Below are 18,306 nucleotides of genomic sequence, written 5' to 3'. Positions count from 1 at the left end.
CGTCGATCTCCGCGAGATGTCCCCGGAGGTCGACGAGCTTTCATTTTGACCTAATACATACTTGGTAGGATTACTGGTTCTGGCTTAACGGAACGGCGGCTGCATGCGGCGGCATCGACGCGCCTTCCACCGCCTCGGGGGCGGGGCGATCAAGAGGACGGGTTGCGAATCCGTTGCGTAAAACCAGGGGTTTGTCTGCTTCAGTGCTCGATGCGGCTTACAAAGAGGATTCCACCAGAAGGAAAAGCTTTAGGATACCGGACAACATCAGAACGGACGAATCACTATCGTCGAGGTGGTCTAGGCGGGATTTTGAACGGCTGGCGGAGGTTGCAAAGGAAGAGCAAGAAAGATTCCTTTATGAAGGATTTCCTGCAGCTAGTGACAAAAGACAGATGCGTTACATCCAATTTGCCGAACATCAAAGGTCTATCAATTATCTCCTGCAACATCTGGATCAGTTTCCAAAAGCCAAAGAGTATGGAATCACGCGCGCGGATTCGGATGTGGTCTACATGCTGAAAGTGCCGAAACGGGCGCCGGATGAGGCGCTGGAGACGATGCGGAAGGTTTTCGAAGAGCGGTTGAACATCAAAGTGGTCATAAGGAAGATCAATTGGTAGGAGGGAGACAAAATGACAGATGAAGTTGAGCGGGTATTGATGTTTTCTTTTTGGGGATCGTACTTAAAGAAAGACTACATGGAAGTAGGCCTGGATGTAACTGAGATCTTGATGAGGCATTGGGGGAAAGTTCGCCGCTTGGAAGGAGTTGCCTTTGATTATGATGAGGGGCTTGAGGATTTGGATTCCATCGATGAGGTTCGAAAGGAAGTGTTGGGTGACAGGGATCGATATGGACTATATAAAGTCACTTTTTTCAATCCATCTGTTTCGGAAGAAATTTATGTAAATAGATTGTCCGTAAACAGATCGTTGTTACTTTTATATGAGTACGATGGTCTCAAGTATTTTCAAACGGAAGATGTGAAGTTAAATGAACAGCGAACGCAGGCGTTTTTGGATGTGTTCACGGACGTGGCTGGCCATCCCGCCCTTGAGGAACTATGGATGCTCGATTTTGATTGGAACGGTTTTATGGGCAAACCGGCTTATTTGTATCGTCCGGAGCCCCTTTATGAGAGGGTGGAGGATACACTCTATACTACGGATATGAAAGCAGACGTTTCCCGTCTGGTAGAAGAATTTGAAGCCCACGTTCCCCGGGAGTGGGTGATCGACTACCTGCAGGACCGTCTGGGAGCGGAGTCGGTACAGGAGATGGAAGACGGCAAGATTCGGGTGCTGTTCTACGACCGGGAGCTAACGAAGAACAAAGTGGGAAACACCCGGAAATTCCTCCGCGCCTTCGAACGCCATGTGGACGAATACCTGCTGCAGAAGGGGATTCGGTTGTATAAGGGGAGGGGGAATAATGGACGAAGAAATTGATCGTTGGTTGATGTTTACTTACTGGGGGTCGTATTTGAAGGAAAACTACATGGAAGTTGGTCTGAATGTAACGGAAGTCTTGATGAGGCATTGGGGAAAGGTTCGTCGTTTAGATGGATATGCATTTAACGATGATGAAGCTCTCAGAAACTTGGATTCCATTGATGAGGTTCGAAATGAAGTGTTAACTGACAGAGATCGGTATGAATTATATTACGTTACATTTTTTAATCCTACTGTAGAAGAAGAGATCTATGTTAATCGGTTATGTGTCAATGACACATTACTGAGAGTTGAAGATTACGATAATCTCAAGTTTTTTCAAACGGAAGATGCAGAAATTAATGTTCAACGAACACAGGCTTTGGTGAATCTGTTTACTGAAGTGGCCGGATTACCTAGCCTTGAAGAGCTGTGGATGATTGATGGAGATCGAAATGCTTATATGGGCAAACCGGCCTATTTGTACCGACCGGAACCCTTGTATGAACGGGTAGAAGATACAGTTGAGACAAAAAAGACGAAAGAAGAAGTGATTCGTCTAGTAGAAGAATTTGAAGCCCATGTCCCCCGGGAGTGGGTGATCGACTACCTGCAGGACCGTCTGGGAGCGGAGTCGGCAGGAGATATGGAAGACGGCAAGATTCGGGTGCTGTTCTACGACCGGGAGCTAACGAAGAACAAAATGGGAAACACCCGGAAGTTTCTCCGCACCTTCGAGCGTCATGTGGATGAATACCTGCTGCAGAAGGGGATTCGGTTGTATAAGGGGTGAGGAGAAGAGTGGATGTCGAAAGAAGTTGAAGGAATATGTCAGTAGTGGACTCATGGAGGAGAGTGGACCGGATTGGACTTTCAAATACGAGAGATGAATGAAAAACCTCCGATGGAATTATTGTTATTGGCGGGATCCGTCGCGAGAACTGGTTCAGGAATATATCCGTAGGGGAACTTGCTTTGTGGCGGAAAGGAAGGGTCAAATCATCGGCGTTTACGTCCTGCTTCCGACAAGACCCCAAACGGTGGAATTGGTGAATATCGCAGTGATGCCGTCGCATCAAGGAAAGGGCATCGGGAAAAAGTTGTTGAAACACGCCATCCAGACGGCGAAGTCCATGGGGTATAAAACGATGGAAGTGGGAACGGGAAATTCAAGTATCGGGCAACTGGCGTTTTATCAGAAATGCGGTTTTCGGATGATTGGTATTGATTTTGACTTCTTCACAAGGCATTATTCCGAAGCGATTTTCGAAAACGGCATTCAATGCAGGGACATGATTCGGTTATCCCGTGATTTGTGAATGTAACCGTTTCTTCGCCATCTTTTCAATCCCGAAGAATTCTTCCCTCACTGCACCAGGGCGTGCCGACCAGCTATCCACGGGCCGGATAGTGCGGCACGCCCCTTTTTCATTCAATTTCCTTACACCAGTCCTTCCGGACGTTTCAACCGGCGTAGGGACAGGGCGGAGAAGAGGATTGCATAGAGAAAGTTGACGGCGAGGAACCAAAGGAGCTCCGCCGGCGTCAGCCCTTCCTGGCTCAGGACCCCCATGCCGACGGTGAGGAGGGAGTAGGGGAAAAACAGGCCCCAATCCTTCACCACCATTCCCAGTCCGACCAAGACGCCGCACAGGCCGATCCCGACCGGAACGGCGAAACTGCGGATGCGCATCGAAAGCCACAGGTGAATCGTTCCGAGGGTGACAGATGCGATCCAGCCGCGGACCATCCATCCGAGGATTTCCTTCGGCGGCGGTGCGGACAGCGAAAGCAGTTTCCCGGCGCAAAGATAAAGGAAGAAGAAGACCATCTGCACCAGGAGCATGTGCCATGCCAGCACCGCCAATTTGGACAGATAGATCCGGGACACGGCGATCGGTGCCGTCAGCAGGTTGCGCCAGCTTTTGTTTGCATGCTCCAGCCGGCACAGATGGGAGCAGGCGATCGCGATCAGCACGGGGAGGAAAAATTCCCCGTAAAACAGGCTGACCTGCGACCAGAGGCTGTACCATTCCTTCCGGAGAACCTCCTGGTTCAAGGCATAATTGGCGCTGCCGATCAAAATGCTCAGGACGGGAAGCGTCATCAGGACGAGCCACATCCGGGAACGCCGCCACTTCATCCATTCCGTTTCCAAGAGTCTCCACATCGTCGATCCCCCTGTCGGTTGTTTGTTTGAAAGGGCGAAGCGGTGTTCGGAGCCTGCCTTGCTTTAGATGTCCTTCCGGGAAAGATGAAGACTTCCGGCGAGGTAGAGGGCCGCTCCGACCAACAGGAGCGCGGTGGGCAGGATCCATCCGGCGTCTTGCGTCACAAAACGGACCGTGCCGTCGCCGTAGCGGAGGGTGACGGGGCTGAGGGCCGTATAGTTGGACCAGATGAGGAGCCGCCGGACGAAAACGGGAAACAGGTCCGCCGTCAGGCCGAAAAATCCCCCGACCATACCGAGACAGAGGCCGAAGGCTTGATTTCTGACGGCCAGGGACACCCACTGTTGCAGGGCGATGATCACCAGGTTGACCAGCATGGTGCCTGCCAGAAACCGAAACAGCAGGTCGTACGGGATCGGGGCTTCCAGGCCGTTCGCCCATCCGATTCCCGGGATGGCGAAGGTCTGGAGAAGCACTACGGTCAGCAGCAAGGAAGCCGCACATCCATATTTGGCTGCAAACAGCAAGTGCCGGTTTACGGACAGGGCCCCGAGCAGTCTCCACGTCTCCCCCTTGTGTTCCATGTCGACGATGCGGGATACCACGATGGCCGTCAAAATGGGCAGGAACAGGCCGTTCATGGAGGAGAAGGTGGTGATGATTCCTTCCTGGGCTTCCCCTTGAAAAAGATCAAGGAGCATCTGGAGGGGGAAACGGATTGGGAAGCGTTTCTCAAGGCGCAGTATGAGCGGCTGGAAAGGGAAAAGAAGCGGATCGAACACCTGATGAACGGGATAGAGACCACGCTGATTTCTTACCAAATGGAGGGGACCATCGACTGGAGGAAGTTATTGGAGATTTACCGGTACGGAAAAGCGGAGGGTCAGCGCTCCTTGACGCCCGAGGAGCGGGAGATCATCGGCCGCCTTCCGCGCCTGGAGGACCGGGCCCCGGAAAGCGGGGAGTGGATTCGCTTTTATCGGCAGATCAAAGGGCTGACGCAGTCCCATCCTCCCGATTCCCCGGACGTGCAGCGGGTCGTGGCGCAGATCGTAAGCCTATCGGAGAGGATGTTCGGGGGAGACCTTGAGAAAATGGAAAAGGCCTGGGAGATGCGGAAATCCCCCAAGCCGGATTATCGATTTTATCCCGTCGATGACGAGGTGATTCAGTTCCTGGACCGGGCCTTCGAGGTTTACTGGAGGAAAAGACGGGAGAAAGAAGACGGCCGCGGTCACACCTCTTCCAACTGATGGACCGAGACCGTCATCTCGTTGTCCGGGTTGTCCAGCGGATAGATGCGGGCCGTCTGGCTGCTTTCATCCACGTTTTGAATCCAGACCGGTTTTCCCTGGTAGTGAACTTCCACTTCCTTCGTGGAGTCGAGAATCTGTTTGGCTCGCCGGATATCCATGCGATCGCCTCCTGTTCGCCGTTTGCCCGTTAGTCTCTCTTGATTGGAAAAATTTATTCGATCGGCGTTGGGAGGCGATGCGATAATCGGTCCGCGGGTCAAGGGGGCTTTCGGCTCCCGCCTCCCAAAAGTCCCGTCAGGCTGTGTCCTTCCTCAGAGAGGGGAAGCCGTCAGCCCGCTTCCCCTTCCCCTTGTCCCTGCTGCAACAGATACATCTTGTGGTACAGTCCTCTCTTGTTCAGCAGCTCCTGATGGGTTCCCCGCTCGACGATTTCCCCACGGTGCAGCACCAGAATCAGATCGGCGTCCTGGATGGTGGAGAGGCGGTGGGCGATGGCGATGGTGGTCCGTCCCCGCCGCATCCGGGCCAGGGCTTCCTGGATCGCCTCCTCCGTCTCGGTGTCCACGCTGGCCGTCGCCTCGTCCAGCACCAGGATCTTCGGATTCAAAGCCATGGTGCGGGCAAAGGAGATCAGCTGACGCTGACCGCTGGAGAAGGTGGCTCCGCGCTCGACGACGGGTTCGTCGTAACCCCGGGGGAGCCGGCGGATGAAGGAGTCGGCTTGAACGAATTTGGCCGCCTCCACCACCTCTTCGTCGGTGATGTCCGGGTTGTGAAGGCGGATGTTGCTTTTCACGTCCCCGACAAAGAGAAAGGGATCCTGGAGGACGAGGCCGACTTTGCTGCGCAGCTCCCGGTCGCTGTACCGTTTCAGGGGGACGCCGTCGATCAGGATTTCCCCGCGCTCCACCGGGTAGAAGCGGAGCAGGAGGTTGCTGATCGTCGTTTTCCCGCTCCCGGTGTGGCCCACCAGGGCCACCGTCTGGCCGGGGTGGGCGGTGAAGGAGATGTTTTTGAGCACGTCGGTCTTGCCGTCGTAGGAGAAGCTGACGTTTCGAAATTCGATCCGCCCCTCCCGGATGACGGGATCGTCTTCCCCTTCCTGGGTGGGAGCGAGCAGCCGCTGATCCATCAGCTCAAAGACCCGTTCCGCCGACACCACCGCCTGCTGCATCTGGGAGAGTCGGAACATGATCTGGTTGACGGGCTCGAAGAGGCGGTCCAAATAGTTGAGAAAGGCGTACAGGGTTCCGATCTCCACCACCCGGCTGAAGGATTGCACGCCGAAGAAGCTGACGACGATCATGATCGCCACGACGTAGAGGAAATCCATCGCCGGCCGGACCAAAAGTCCGTTGATCTTGACGATTTTCATCATCGCTTCGTAGCGTCCCTGGTTGACGCGGCCGAATTCCCGCCGCATTCGCTCTTCCTGCCGGAATGCCTGGATGATGTTCATCCCCTGGATCGATTCGTTCAGCCGGGCGTTCAGCTGGCTCAGTTTCTCCCGGGAGAGGCGGTAGGCCTTGGCGCTGTAGTGGCGGTAAGCCTGCATGATCAGGAGAATGACCGGCATCAGGACCAGGCAGAAGAGGGCGAGCCGGGCGTCGAGGATGAACATGGCGACGAAGATGCCCAGGATCATGACGAAGTTCTGCACAAAGGTGGACAGCACGCTGATGAACAATTCCTTGATCGATTCCGTGTCGTTGGTGATCCGGGACACCAGGGAGCCGCCCGGCGTCTTGTCGAAAAAGGCCAGGCCCAGGTGCTGCACCTTGGTGAATACGTCGATGCGCAGCTGGCGGATCACCCGTTGGGCGATTTTATGGAAGGTGAGGAGCTGAAAATAGTTGATTCCCACCGAGGCCAGATGAAGCAGGAGATAGGCGCCGGCGAGTCCGGCGATGACGGACCGGTCGAGGTTTCTGGGAATCAGGTGATTGTCGATAAACACCTTGATCAGAATCGGTCCGGCCAGGTTGGCCGCCGTCGCCGCCAGAAGGGCGACGAAGGCAAGGATCAGGGGTTTCCGGTGGGGCTTCAGATAGCCGAGCAATCTACGCATCACCACGGGCAACACCTCCCTGTGCAACCAGCGACTCCAGCTGCTGCCGCCGGTACATGTCGGCATACCAGCCGCCCTGGGCCATCAGTTGGTCGTGGGTTCCCTGTTCCCGGATCCGCCCGTTTTCCAGGACCAGGATGTGGTCCGCCTTTTCCACGGCGCTCAACCGGTGGGCGGTGATGATGGTGGTCCGGTTGGCCCGGTTGGCCCGCAGGGCCTGCAGGATGGCCGTTTCCGTTTTGGCGTCCACCGCCGACAGGGAATCGTCCAGGATCAGAATTTCCGGGTCGATGAGCAGGGCCCGGGCGATGGAGATCCGCTGTTTTTGCCCGCCGGACAAGGTGACCCCCCGCTCGCCGACCACGGTGTCGTATCCCTTGGGAAACTGCAAAATGTCCTCGTGAATGCAGGCCAGGCGGGCGGCCTTTTCAATCTCCTCCCGGGTGGCGTCCGGTCGGCCGAAGGCGATGTTTTCCGCAATGGTGGCCGAGAAGAGGAAATGATCCTGGGGAACGTAGCCGAAGGCCTTCCGAAGGCAGCCCAACCGGTAGCGGGTGATGGGGATGCCGCCGATAAGAATGGCTCCCTCTTCGACATCGAACTCCCGCAGGAGCAGGCGGCAGAAGGTGGTTTTGCCGCTCCCCGTTTTCCCCACGATCCCCAGGGTCTGCCCCCGCTTCAGGTCGACCGAAATGTCCCGGAGGGAGGGCTCTTCCTTGCCGGGGTAGGTGAAGGCGGCGATTTGAACGCTGATATCCCCTGTCGGAACTTGATCCAGGGCATCCTCCCGGTCAGTGATGTCCGGCCGGATGGAGAGCAGTTCCCGGACCCGGTCATAGGAGGCCCGGCCCCGCTCCATGATGTTGATCAACATGCCGAAGGCCAGCATCGGCCAGATCAGATGGCCCAGATAGATGGTGAACTGGGTGAGCTCGCCGATGGTGATCCGGTCCTGAATCACGAGATAGGAACCGAAGGAGACCGCCAGGAAGAAGGAGAAGCCGACGATCAGGGAGATGGTCGGATCAAACAGGGCATCCACCTTGGCCACGGCGATGTTTTTTTGCATGACATCCGAAGTCAGTTTTTCAAATTCGCGCTTTTCCGCCTCTTCCTGTCCGAAAGCCTTTATTACGCGGATGCCGGAGATGTTTTCCTGAACCTTGTCGTTGAGGGCGGAAAAGGCTTCCTGGGCCTTGTGGAACCGCCGGTGGATCAGGTTGCCGTAATGGCCGGTGGCCCAAGCCATGAGGGGCATGGGCAACAGGGAGACCAGCGTCAGCTGCCAGTCGATAAAGAAGGCCATGGTAAATACGACCGCTCCCCCCATGAACAGCGAATCCACCAGGGTAAGCACGCCGTCGCCGGCGGTCAATTCGATCGCTTCGATGTCGTTCGTGGCGTGGGCCATCAGGTCCCCGGTGCGGCGCTGATGGAAAAACCGCGGCGAGAGGAGCGTGTAATGGTTGTACAGCTGTTGCCGCAGCAGGCGTTCCAGGCGGAACCCCGCCCCAAAGAGCAGAATGCGCCAGATGTAGCGCAGGATGTAAAGGACCACGGCCGTCAAGCCCAGGAGAAACAGCCATTTGCCCAGTTCCCCTGGGGTGAGACTCTGCTGTTTGATCGCGTCGACGATGGCTCCGACGGCATAAGGAGGAAACAGTTCCAGCAGGGCGACCGCAAAGAGCGTCAGGATGCCCAACCCGTAATGGAGTCGTTCTCGTTTGAAATACCACCACAGATCGCGAAAGATGCTCATACGGTTTCCATTTCCTTTCGGTTGGGAGTATTCAAAAGCGGCGAAAGAAAAAGCCACAGGAATCTTCCCATGGCCGAAAAGACATGAAAAGCCACGGGCGCGCGAAGAGCAGACACCCGTGGCCGGTTTGGCGTTTAATCGAATAAAAGGGGGAGATCAAACCTGAACCGCTCCGGGAAAGGCTGCTCCGCGCCGCAGGATGTCGGATCGGAAAGAAGTGCCCGGTGAATGATGATGGGTTGCATTGGCGCGTGCCTCCTTTCTTTCAAGCGGTTTCCATAAACAGTTTACGGAAAATGACCGGAATTGTAAAGATGGAAATTTCGGGGTCAAGTTTTAGGAGGAAAAGCCATCTCTGAGCCCGGCAACTGCCCTCTATATCCCGCGCCTTGACCGAAGAACCGCCCATCCATCATCCGGGCCGCGGGAGCTTTATTTGCCCTCTTCCGCCCGCTTGAGAAGGGTGCGGACCCAGCTTTCCGACAGCGAGGGGCAGGCGGCCAGCTGCATCGCCGATTCCCGGTCCTCCCGGCGGCGGTACATGATTTCGTTGCACCGGGCGATGGTCCACTGTGGATAGGGCCGATCGAGAAGGATCACTTCCGTGCCGGTCTCCACGGCTCCTTCCTCCAGCACGCGAAAGTACCAACCGGTCCTGCCCGTGTTTTGCATCCGGAGGGCCAGATCCGGGACGTTCCAGCGGCGGGCCGGTTTCCAGCAGGGCTGACGGGGTTGGGACACCTGAACCACCGCTTTCCCGATGCGGTAGATGTCCCCGATGCACGCCGATGCTTCGGATTGGCCGGAGATGACGAAATTTTCCCCTGTCGCCCCGTGGAAAAAGCGAGGAAGACCCAGTTCCTTTTGCCACAGGGGATAATGGGCCTCCGCGTAGGCCAGGACGGCCTTGTCGGGCCCCCCGTGGTGCTTCAGATCCGCCTGCCCGTCGCCGGACAGGCCGGTTTTTCCCAGCCAAACCGGGCCGTCCGCCGGCTCTTTGCAGATGCCGCTCCGCCACGTCGGCGCCGTCCCCCCTCCCAGGTCCCGGGGCTTTCCCGTCAAAATGCGGACCAGCCGGACATCTTCCATTTGCGATTCCTCCCTGGAGACCGGGTTGCCGGAAGGCCCGGTTTGATCAAAGGGTTTTTTTGAGGCGTTCGGATTCCTTCTCCATGATCCGCATGGACTGCTGAAGGAAATCGATCAAGAGTTCCAGTTCCTCGTCCTGATACCGCGAGCACAGATGATTCATGGACTGCTGCAGGGATTCAAAGATCGGCCCGATTTTCTCCTCCGCCTTTTCCATGAGGGGGCGCACGATGACGCGCCGGCGATCCTTCGGATCCCGTTCGCGCCGGGCAAAACCGGCTTTTTCGAGGCGATCGATGACCGTGGTGATGGCGCCGGTGGAAAGGCCGGTCAACTCGGACAGCCGTCCCGCGGTGATCGGACCCGTGTTGGCGAGCAGCCCCAGACATTTGTGATCCGTCACGTTGAGCCCGAGATTTTCGGCGACGGTTTGGTGGAAGAGGATCACCCTCAGGCTGTACTCCTGCATCAGACTGCCGGTCAAATGTTGGATCAATTCTTCCCGTGTGCCCGTTGACATGGTATCGGCCTCCTGTTAGAATGTAAATATCTTGATAATCAAGATAATTGATTTTCGTTATGATTATCTTTCGAAATAAGATTTTCGATAAAACTCCATTATATCAGACGACATCCCGATCATCACGGAGCGCATCAATCTCCGGAAGGGTTCATCATGTCGACGACTTCTTCGCCCCATGTGCTCATCATCGGTGGGGGCATCGGCGGATTGTGTCTGGCCCAGGGGCTGAAAATGGCGGGGATCCGCGCGACGGTCTTCGAACGGGACCCATCCCCCGCGTCACGCCTTCAGGGATACCGGATTCACATCAATCCCGAGGGGAGCCGCGCCCTTCAGGCATGCCTGCCTCCGCGCCTTTTTGACGTTTTTTGGCCACGTCAGGGAAAGGGGACAGCTACAGTTTCTTCACCGAAAAAATGGAGGAATTGCTGTCTGTCGGTGACACGTCGGAGGCTCCGGATCCGATCGACAGTCACAAATCGGTGAGCCGGATCACCCTGCGGCAGGTATTGCTTGCCGGTTTGGGCGACCGGTTGCGCTTCGGCAAGAAGTTCACCCATTACGAGGTGGCGGACGACGGCCGGGTCACCGCGTTCTTCGAGGACGGTTCCTCCGCCGCGGGGGATCTGCTCGTCGCCGCCGACGGCGTGCATTCAAGGGTCCGCAGGCAATTCCTGCCCCATGCGGATGTGATCGACACGGGGGTCCGGGCGGTGATGGGAAAACTTCCACTGACGGAGGAAACGAGATCCCTGCTTCCTCCCCGTCTCTTTGACGGCCCCGCTTCCATCCTGGCACCCAACGGACATTGCATGTTCCTCGCGGTGCACGAGTTCGGCGACGGTCCGGAGGGCTTGCCGGGTTTCGCCGGAGAGGACGGGAACCCCGTCGCGCTTCCGCCCGGCCTGTTGCACGATAACACGGCGGACTTCGCCATGTGGGGGTTCAGCGCCCGGAGGGAAAAGTTCGGGCTGCCGGCGGAGCTGAAGGACCTCGACGGAACCATCCTCCGCCGCGTCGTCCTAGAGATGATCGCGGACTGGCATCCCAATCTGAAGCGCCTCGTTCATTTCACCGATCCGTCCGCCATCACTCCGGTGACGATCCGCAGCTCCGTTCCAATTGCCCACTGGGGCACGAAAAACATCACCCTGATCGGAGACGCCATTCACAGCATGACCCCGTTTCGCGGCATCGGCGCCAACACGGCCCTGAAAGACGCCGCCCTCCTGTGCCGAAATCTGGTTGCCGCCCAGCGCGGAGAGAAATCGCTTCTCCAGGCGGTCCACGACTACGAGGTGGAAATGATCCGCTACGGTTTCGAGGCGGTCAAAAACTCCTTGCGGGCCATGAACCAGGCCGTGTCCGACAACGCGTTCGCCCTCGCGACGGTCAAGACCCTTTTCCGTCTCGTCAACGCCATCCCTCCCCTGAAACGGAGGATGTTCAAGGATCAGGGGAACAAGTAACGCCCATTTCCGAACATTGAAAGGGGTTTTCATCATGAAAAAGCGGAAGGCTCTCATTATCGGCGGCGGAATCGCCGGTCCCGCCCTGGCCCTGTTTCTCAAACGGGCGGACATCGACGCGGTGGTGTACGAGACAAAGCCTTCTCCCTCGCGGTATGCCGGCCTGTTTCTGAACGTGGCTCCCAACGGCCTGGACGTGCTCAGGACGCTGGGCATCGATCAACCCCTGACCGAGAAGGGGTTTCCCTTCGCCCGCATGGTGATGATCAGCGGGAGGGGCAAGCGCCTCGGCGAAGTGTATAACGGTTCCAGGGGGAGGCATGGGATCATCATCAAGCGGTGGCTGTTGCAGGAGGCGATCCTTGAGGAGGCGGTCCGTCAGGGGATCCGGGTGGAGTACGGAAAGAAACTGGAGGATATTGAATTTCCGGCGGGCGGGGGAGTCCTTGCCCGGTTTGCGGACGGAACGGAGGCGGAGGGCGATTTTCTGGCGGGGTGTGACGGCATTCATTCCCGCACCCGCCGGATTGTTTTTCCCGAAGCTCCCGCCCCCGCATACACCGGCCTGCTCAGCTGCGGCGGGTTCGCTTACAACCCGAGCCTCTCCCCGACGCCGGGGGTCCAGAGGATGATCTTCGGCAAGAAGGCCTTTTTCGGCTATCTGGTGAAACCGTCCGGCGAGATCTACTGGTTCAGCAATCTCCCGCATCCAGAGGCGACAACGCGCGGGGCGCTTGGCGGATTGTCCAACGACGCGCGGCGGGAGATGCTGCTTGAGTGGCACGCGGAAGATCCCGAACCGGTCCGGGAGATCATCCGATCCACCGAAGGGGACATCGGCATGTACCCGATTTACGATGTTCCCTTTCAACCCGCCTGGCACCGGGGTCCCGTGGTCCTGATCGGGGACGCGGCCCACGCCACCTCGCCCCACGCGGGGCAGGGAGCCTCCTTGGCCCTGGAGGATGCGATCGTCCTGGCCCGCTGCCTCCGGGATCTGCCCGATCCGGCCGAGGCGCTTGCCGCCTTCGAACGCCTGCGCAGACCGAGGGCGGAAAAGGTGGTCCGGTACTCGCGGAGCATCGGCAACAACAAGGCCGTGTCCAATCGGATCCTGCTCTGGCTGCGGGATGCGACCATGCCCTTTTTCCTCAAGCTGTTCGCCAGCCCCAATGCCCACGACTGGCTATACTCCTACCGGGTGGATTGGGAGGAGCGGGTCCGGGCGTAAGAAAGGGAGCCCTTGGCACGCCAAGGGCTCCCTTTTTTTGATTGCGTTCCGGGATGGCCAGCCGGTGCCCGAACGATCCTTTACCGGGCTTTAAAGCTTTTTCATGTCTTTCGCTTTCCGGGCCTTTTGCAGCACCGTCTCCAGGGAGCTGCCGCATCCCGATTCCACCGCGGCCACATAGGCGCCTTCCACCAGCGGCGCGTCGGCGATGCGCACCTTTTCCGGTTCGTCCAGCCCTTCGATGGCCATTTCCGCGTTGAGCAAGGCGCTGCCCAGGTCGATGAAGACCGCCACCCCCTTTTCGGAACGGACCGACTCGATGGCTGCGGCGATCTTTTCCATGCTCGTGCCGATTTCACCCTCGTTTCCTCCGCCGGCGGCCGCGACGGGGACGTGGGGCTGAACCTGTTTGAGCAGTTTTTTCAGCCCCTCCGCCAGCTCCGCGCTGTGGGAAACCAGCACGATGCCCACGTAGCTCATTCCGCGGCTTCCTCCCTTGTCATCGTGTTGGACAGGGCCACGAACAGATAGTGGGCGGAGACCGCCCCCGGATCGAGATGGCCGACGGAACGCCGTCCGAGATAGGCGGCCCTTCCCTTTTTGGCTTCAAGATCCCGCGTGGACTCCATCTGCTTGCGGGAGCATTCAAGCAGGGCTTCCCAGAACAGCCGGTCTCCCTGCTGTACGGCGAGGTCGGCCACCGGCTTCCACACGTCCAGCATCGTCTTGTCTCCCACCCGGGCTTTTCCCCTCATCTGAATGCCGTCGGCGGCTTCGGCCAGGGCCCGGGCAAACTCCTCCGGCGCGGCTTCCGCCTTATCCTTCAGGGCGGTCGACATCTTCAGGAAGGCGGTCCCGTAAAGGGGGCCCGAAGCGCCCCCCACCTTGGACAGCAGAGTCATCGCCGCGCTTTTCAGCAGGGCGCCGATGTCCGGGAACGATTGATCGGACAGGTTCTTGGCCACCTCCTGAAACCCCCGGGCCAGATTGATGCCGTGGTCGCCGTCGCCGATGGCTTGATCCAGTTCTGTCAGATAAGCTTTTTTTTCCTGCAGGATGCGGTTGGCTTCGATGAGCCACGATTCCACCTGTTTCAACGTAATCAATGATTCCGTGCCTCCTTGATTCATTGGTTCCAGGCCGCGGTCCGGGCGGGGGCGTCCAACAGGTCGGTCAGCTCTTCATCCAGTTTGAGCAGGGTGATGGAACAACCGGCCATCTCCAGGGAGGTCATGTAGGGACCGACGAAGGTTCTGTGGACGGCGATGCCCCGTTCCTTCAGCAGTTGGGAGACGGTCTTGTTCACGATGTACAGCTCCATCAGCGGGGTTGCCCCGAGCCCGTTGATCATGACCGCCACCTTTTCGCCGGACGAGAGCGGAAGGTCCTCCAGAATCCGCTCGAGGAGGGTGCGGGCCGTCTCTTCCGCCGTCATCAGTTTGGTACGGTAGACGCCGGGTTCCCCGTGGATTCCCAGACCGATTTCGATCTCGTCCTCCCCCAGCTGAAAACCGGGGGTTCCCGCCGCCGGCACGATGCAGGGAGTGAGGGCCATTCCCATGCTTCGGACCTGCCGGATCACCTTGTTGGCGACCGCCTCCACCTCTTCCAGGGAGGCGCCGCGGGATGCCAAGGCGCCGGCGATCTTGTGGACGAAGACGGTGCCGGCAATTCCCCGGCGGCCCGTCGTGTGGGTGCTGTTTTCGACGGCCACGTCGTCGTTGACGACCACCTTCGCCACGCGGATGCCCTCCGCTTCGGCCATTTCCGAGGCCATTTCGAAATTCATCACGTCGCCCGTGTAGTTTTTGATGATGAGGAGAACCCCGTTGCCGCCGTTCACCGCCTTGATCGCTTCCAGCACCTGATCGGGAGTGGGGGAGGTGAACACCTCACCCGCCACCGCCGCATCCAGCATGCCCTTTCCCACATACCCCGCATGGGCGGGTTCATGGCCGCTTCCGCCGCCGCTGACCAGCCCCACCTTTCCGGATACGGGGGCGTCGGACCGGACGATGACCTGCGTGCCGGGAAGTTTTTTGAGATGGGGATGGGCGGCCACCATGCCGTCCAGCATGTCCCGCACCACCTGTTCAGGCGAATTGATCAGCTTTTTCACATCGATTCCCCCTCGTCCAAGGATGAAAGCGATTACATCCGCAGGCAAATACGCGCGAAAAAACCTTACGGGCTGAAGACACCGGGTTCTTCGACAGCCGCCGGGATCGAAAAATATCTTCAAAGAAAGCCGTTTTATATTTTTCGTTCTCTGAAAGTTGAAAGAAACCCTTCCGAACACTTTTTGATCCTTTTATGAAATGGGGTTTCTGTGAAAATGAAAAGGCAGTGGAAACGGGTGTCCACTGCCGCCGAGTCCCGCGCATCATTTCACTTCGGCCTTCAACAGTAAATCGATCCATTTTTGCCGATGTTCCGGCGACATCGGCGCCTCTTCGATCATGTAGTGAAGGACGAAGATCCCGTCTTCCACCGCGATGACCCGCGCCACCTCATGCTGATCGGCTTCCCAACTGTCATTTTTCAAAATAAACTCGTACATCAGTTCGTTGTTTTGCTCATTGAACACGTTCCATTCCAGATCCCCGTCGGTTTCTTCCCTCAGCGATTGCTCCATCATGGCGGCAAATTGCTGCGGCGTTGCGCCCGCCATGTCTCCCAGGAAATTGACCGTGACCATTTCGCTTCGGGTGTAGACCGACTCTCCTTCCAACACATATTCCATGATGATGTTGTTTCCGTTTTTGTTTTGGAAGCCCAACGTCCAACTGCGATCGTCGAAATACAGTTTGACATCTTTCATCCGGTCGAACAGAAGGTTTGAATTGGGATCGGAAGAATCCTGTTCGTCTTTTCCTTCGGAGGGGCTAAGACCCGTTTCTTCCACCCGGGGTCTCTCCGCTTCCCCGACACGGTCATTCCCTGAGGCGGCATCCAGCACATACAGCGAGACGGCAACCAGGATTGCCAGGACCCACAGAAGGATGCAGAAGACGAGGATGATCGTCACGACCACCTTGGCCGTTTTGGACCAACGGGCATGGCGCCACATGAGATAGAGCCCGACGGGCCAAAAAATGAGGAGAAACAGGATGATTGCCCATGTTTCTTGATACCACTTTTCATTGTTGTCCACAGCAGGATCTCTCCTTTTCCGCGTTGGCAGAATAAGGAAGGTTTCCGGCATCGGCCCCCTTTTCCCGGGAAATTAAAAATAATTTCTGCTCATTGGATGGCTGTAAGTCCTACCGGTGCGATGCCCCTCGGTTTGAAGATCACAAAGTCCGGTACGCCGCTTCACCTTTTTCCGGATTTTCGCGACAAGCTTCTGGAAAGCGGCGCGGCCGGGTGCCGGCTGTCATCAGGTCCCGGCGCACTATTTCACTTCGGCCTTCAACAGCAAATCGATCCATTTTTGCCGATGTTTTTTCGCCATCGGGGCCTTTTTCATCGTGTAGTGGATGGCGAAGATTCCGTCCTCGACCTTGATGACCCGGACCAGCTCATGCTGATCCTCCTCCGCGCTGTCGTTTTTCAGGATGAACTCGTACATCTGCTCATTTTTTTTCTTATCAAATACATTCAATTTCGCCTCGCCGTCGAATAATTTGATCCCTTCTTCCTGTATGGAAACATAAAACTCCGGGGTGGTGTTTTTCACAAAGTGTACTGTGAGCTTCTCCTTTTTGGAGACTTCGGAGACGTACTCCACCGTCATGTTGACCTTGGCATATTTGTATTGATCTTTCAACTTCCAGCGGCGATGATCCACGTAAATTTTGACATCCTTCATCCGGTCCAGCTTGGATTTCGGCGCGAGGAATGCATGCTTTTCATTGTCGGGATTTTGTGCGGATTGTTTCGCCGCGGAGTTTGTTTCATTTTTTTGGTGGTTCCCAGTTTCTTGGGTCGACGGATTTTGAGAACAAGCGGTGAAAACCAGGAGAAGTGCCGCGAATAAAAAGGGAGCACGTCTTCCAAACATGGCTGCGTCATCTCCTTCCTCCATATACAGGCATTCAAAGGGATTGCGCAAAAAAGAAAAAATTTAACCCGGTTTTCTTCGGGTCTCTCAAAAGGGGCCGGATGCCTGCTGACCTCATTTTGCAACCGAAAATAAATCGATAAGAGCGTTTCCTAGATGGCGGAGTGAATGGAATATATTCTGTTCCGCCGCGATGATCCGTTACCAACCATGCTGGGTGCCAAATGTGTTGTCATCTTGGATGATAACTTCGTGCATGAGCTCATTGTTTCAACACTCCAGTTCAGAATGCTGTCGGGCCTTCTCTCATTGCTTGTTCCATCCTGGCGGCAATCTGCCGCGGTGTTGTTCCAGCTGTGTCCCCCTGGCAAGTTTCCCCGGCATGGAATGCCCGATATATTTTTTTGATTGACCAGGTTCCAGCTGCGATCATCCCCTTGAAGTTTGACATCCCCTTCCGTTGTCGCGAAGGATGGAGCGCAATCCGGGGCCGAAGACGAACGTCCTATACTTTTTTCTGGGCGGTGAAGATTTGTTCCCTCTGCCCGGGATTCCGCCGCTTCTGCGGTACGACCATCTCCTGCGCGGTCCCAAGCCTATGGGATGACGCCGATCAGGCTCTCTAAAGCCGCACCATGACACAAGGCGCAATGATCGTTGCGACCGCTTTGGCCGGCTTGGACCCATCGGCAAATTGCCACATCAAAAACAGCCCGACGGCCGAAAGTAAAGCAGAAACGGAATCATTGCCCGCGATTTTTCATACTTTTTTTGGGTGTTCATCGGTTATCCGCAGTCGAGCCTTTTCTTCTCCTGTTCCTTTCCCTGCAACGATTGCGGAAACGGATACTAAATCTTTTTTCGAAAAAACTTTCATATCCATCCCCCTTGCAGATCCTTTTCAACTCCTTCCTCTATATGGAATTACCGATAATTATATCGAAAATCTAACCAAAAACCCAGCGGGCTTTGGTACTAGTGCCCCTTCAGGCAACCTTGATCTTGTTTTGTTCTTTTAAGATGGCTTCGTGATGTTTGTTTTTGTTGCGCCAACGGATGTATGCTTGGATGGCTTTAGCCAATTCATCATGAGATGAATAATTGCTTCCTTCGAAAACGAACTTGCGAAGCGGGCCAAAATGACATTCAATCCGGTTTAACCAAGATGCATATGTCGGCGTATAGATCAACTCCACGTTGTTTTCACGGGCCCAAGTCTTGACTTTCTTATGGTGGTGAGGGGAAAAGTTGTCCAGCACAATGTACAACCGCTCACTCCGATGATAACGGCGACGCAACACCTT

Annotated in this window: 21 protein-coding genes and 1 pseudogene; 9 read left to right on the top strand and 13 right to left on the bottom strand. The window is 56.5% G+C overall.

Going from position 1 to position 18,306, the window contains the following annotated elements:
* Nucleotides 1-173 precede the first annotated feature (173 nt).
* The 4 genes and pseudogenes from BM063_RS17200 (at nt 174) to BM063_RS04820 (ending at nt 2,752) form a co-directional block, all read left to right on the top strand.
* Nucleotides 174-623 carry a hypothetical protein gene (locus BM063_RS17200; protein ID WP_143085237.1) on the top strand — a complete coding sequence of 150 codons (450 nt, stop codon included), beginning with the start codon at nt 174-176 and terminating at the stop codon, nt 621-623.
* A gap of 12 nt (nt 624-635) precedes the next feature.
* Nucleotides 636-1,451 (top strand): hypothetical protein, encoded by an 816-nt coding sequence (locus tag BM063_RS04830; protein ID WP_092036418.1) that lies wholly within the window; start codon nt 636-638, stop codon nt 1,449-1,451.
* On the top strand, nt 1,435-2,226 hold the full coding sequence (locus tag BM063_RS04825) for a hypothetical protein (protein ID WP_092036416.1): 792 nt from the start codon (nt 1,435-1,437) through the stop codon (nt 2,224-2,226). The genes BM063_RS04830 and BM063_RS04825 overlap by 17 nt, the downstream gene beginning before the upstream one ends.
* Nucleotides 2,227-2,319: 93 nt before the next feature.
* Nucleotides 2,320-2,752 (top strand): annotated as a pseudogene (locus BM063_RS04820) (GNAT family N-acetyltransferase).
* 122 nt (nt 2,753-2,874) lie between these two features.
* Here the strand turns inward: BM063_RS04820 and BM063_RS04815 are convergent.
* A complete protein-coding gene (locus tag BM063_RS04815) occupies nt 2,875-3,603 on the bottom strand; it encodes an ABC transporter permease (protein WP_092036414.1) in 729 nt (242 codons plus the stop codon).
* Nucleotides 3,604-3,666: 63 nt separating this feature from the next.
* Nucleotides 3,667-4,305, bottom strand: coding sequence for an ABC transporter permease (locus tag BM063_RS04810; protein ID WP_092036412.1), 639 nt, complete (start codon nt 4,303-4,305; stop codon nt 3,667-3,669).
* Between BM063_RS04810 and BM063_RS04805 the strand changes: the two genes are divergently transcribed.
* On the top strand, nt 4,285-4,857 hold the full coding sequence (locus BM063_RS04805) for a hypothetical protein (protein ID WP_143085236.1): 573 nt from the start codon (nt 4,285-4,287) through the stop codon (nt 4,855-4,857). The genes BM063_RS04810 and BM063_RS04805 overlap by 21 nt on opposite strands.
* Here the strand turns inward: BM063_RS04805 and BM063_RS04800 are convergent.
* The 5 genes from BM063_RS04800 to BM063_RS04780 form a co-directional block, all read right to left on the bottom strand.
* Nucleotides 4,839-5,018 carry an H-type small acid-soluble spore protein gene (locus tag BM063_RS04800; protein WP_092036408.1) on the bottom strand — a complete coding sequence of 60 codons (180 nt, stop codon included), beginning with the start codon at nt 5,016-5,018 and terminating at the stop codon, nt 4,839-4,841. The genes BM063_RS04805 and BM063_RS04800 overlap by 19 nt on opposite strands.
* A gap of 170 nt (nt 5,019-5,188) precedes the next feature.
* A complete protein-coding gene (locus BM063_RS04795; protein ID WP_245752086.1) occupies nt 5,189-6,928 on the bottom strand; it encodes an ABC transporter ATP-binding protein in 1,740 nt (579 codons plus the stop codon).
* A complete protein-coding gene (locus BM063_RS04790) occupies nt 6,921-8,687 on the bottom strand; it encodes an ABC transporter transmembrane domain-containing protein (RefSeq protein ID WP_092036644.1) in 1,767 nt (588 codons plus the stop codon). The genes BM063_RS04795 and BM063_RS04790 overlap by 8 nt, the downstream gene beginning before the upstream one ends.
* Nucleotides 8,688-9,119: 432 nt before the next feature.
* Nucleotides 9,120-9,776 (bottom strand): MOSC domain-containing protein, encoded by a 657-nt coding sequence (locus tag BM063_RS04785; protein ID WP_092036404.1) that lies wholly within the window; start codon nt 9,774-9,776, stop codon nt 9,120-9,122.
* A gap of 46 nt (nt 9,777-9,822) precedes the next feature.
* Nucleotides 9,823-10,296, bottom strand: a complete 474-nt coding sequence (locus BM063_RS04780; RefSeq protein WP_092036402.1) for a MarR family winged helix-turn-helix transcriptional regulator — start codon at nt 10,294-10,296, stop codon at nt 9,823-9,825.
* A 156-nt stretch (nt 10,297-10,452) separates the two neighbouring features.
* Here BM063_RS04780 and BM063_RS18270 point away from each other — a divergent pair, with 156 nt between their 5' ends.
* The 3 genes from BM063_RS18270 to BM063_RS04770 are packed head-to-tail and all read left to right on the top strand — an operon-like array spanning nt 10,453 to nt 12,999.
* Nucleotides 10,453-10,785, top strand: a complete 333-nt coding sequence (locus tag BM063_RS18270) for an NAD(P)-binding protein (RefSeq protein ID WP_218154411.1) — start codon at nt 10,453-10,455, stop codon at nt 10,783-10,785.
* Complete coding sequence (locus tag BM063_RS04775) at nt 10,725-11,768, top strand: FAD-dependent oxidoreductase (protein ID WP_218154410.1); 1,044 nt, start codon at nt 10,725-10,727, stop codon at nt 11,766-11,768. Before BM063_RS18270 ends, BM063_RS04775 begins: the two co-directional genes overlap by 61 nt.
* 34 nt (nt 11,769-11,802) lie before the next feature.
* Complete coding sequence (locus BM063_RS04770; protein ID WP_092036400.1) at nt 11,803-12,999, top strand: FAD-dependent oxidoreductase; 1,197 nt, start codon at nt 11,803-11,805, stop codon at nt 12,997-12,999.
* A gap of 90 nt (nt 13,000-13,089) precedes the next feature.
* Here BM063_RS04770 and dhaM read toward each other — a convergent pair whose 3' ends face one another.
* From dhaM to BM063_RS04745, 5 genes are all read right to left on the bottom strand, one after another.
* Nucleotides 13,090-13,479: a dihydroxyacetone kinase phosphoryl donor subunit DhaM gene (gene dhaM / locus BM063_RS04765; RefSeq protein ID WP_092036398.1), complete on the bottom strand. Its 390-nt coding sequence runs from the start codon at nt 13,477-13,479 to the stop codon at nt 13,090-13,092.
* Nucleotides 13,476-14,105, bottom strand: coding sequence for a dihydroxyacetone kinase subunit DhaL (gene dhaL / locus BM063_RS04760; protein ID WP_245752069.1), 630 nt, complete (start codon nt 14,103-14,105; stop codon nt 13,476-13,478). Before dhaL ends, dhaM begins: the two co-directional genes overlap by 4 nt.
* A 20-nt stretch (nt 14,106-14,125) precedes the next feature.
* Nucleotides 14,126-15,118 (bottom strand): dihydroxyacetone kinase subunit DhaK, encoded by a 993-nt coding sequence (gene dhaK, locus BM063_RS04755; RefSeq protein ID WP_092036642.1) that lies wholly within the window; start codon nt 15,116-15,118, stop codon nt 14,126-14,128.
* 264 nt (nt 15,119-15,382) lie between these two features.
* The gene (locus BM063_RS17195) at nt 15,383-16,153 is read right to left on the bottom strand and encodes a hypothetical protein (RefSeq protein WP_143085235.1); all 771 of its coding nucleotides are present in this window, start codon (nt 16,151-16,153) and stop codon (nt 15,383-15,385) included.
* 240 nt (nt 16,154-16,393) lie between these two features.
* The gene (locus tag BM063_RS04745; RefSeq protein WP_143085234.1) at nt 16,394-16,810 is read right to left on the bottom strand and encodes a hypothetical protein; all 417 of its coding nucleotides are present in this window, start codon (nt 16,808-16,810) and stop codon (nt 16,394-16,396) included.
* 360 nt (nt 16,811-17,170) lie between these two features.
* On the opposite strand from BM063_RS04745, the gene BM063_RS04740 reads away from it, so the two are divergent.
* Nucleotides 17,171-17,410, top strand: a complete 240-nt coding sequence (locus tag BM063_RS04740; protein ID WP_092036392.1) for a hypothetical protein — start codon at nt 17,171-17,173, stop codon at nt 17,408-17,410.
* 578 nt (nt 17,411-17,988) lie between these two features.
* Here BM063_RS04740 and BM063_RS04735 read toward each other — a convergent pair.
* On the bottom strand, nt 17,989-18,306 hold a 318-nt coding region (locus BM063_RS04735), incomplete at its 5' end, for a transposase (RefSeq protein ID WP_218154409.1).

The sequence above is a fragment of the Planifilum fulgidum genome (assembly GCF_900113175.1).
GTDB classification, from domain to species: domain Bacteria; phylum Bacillota; class Bacilli; order Thermoactinomycetales; family DSM-44946; genus Planifilum; species Planifilum fulgidum.
This window is presented reverse-complemented; position numbering and strand designations above follow the sequence as displayed.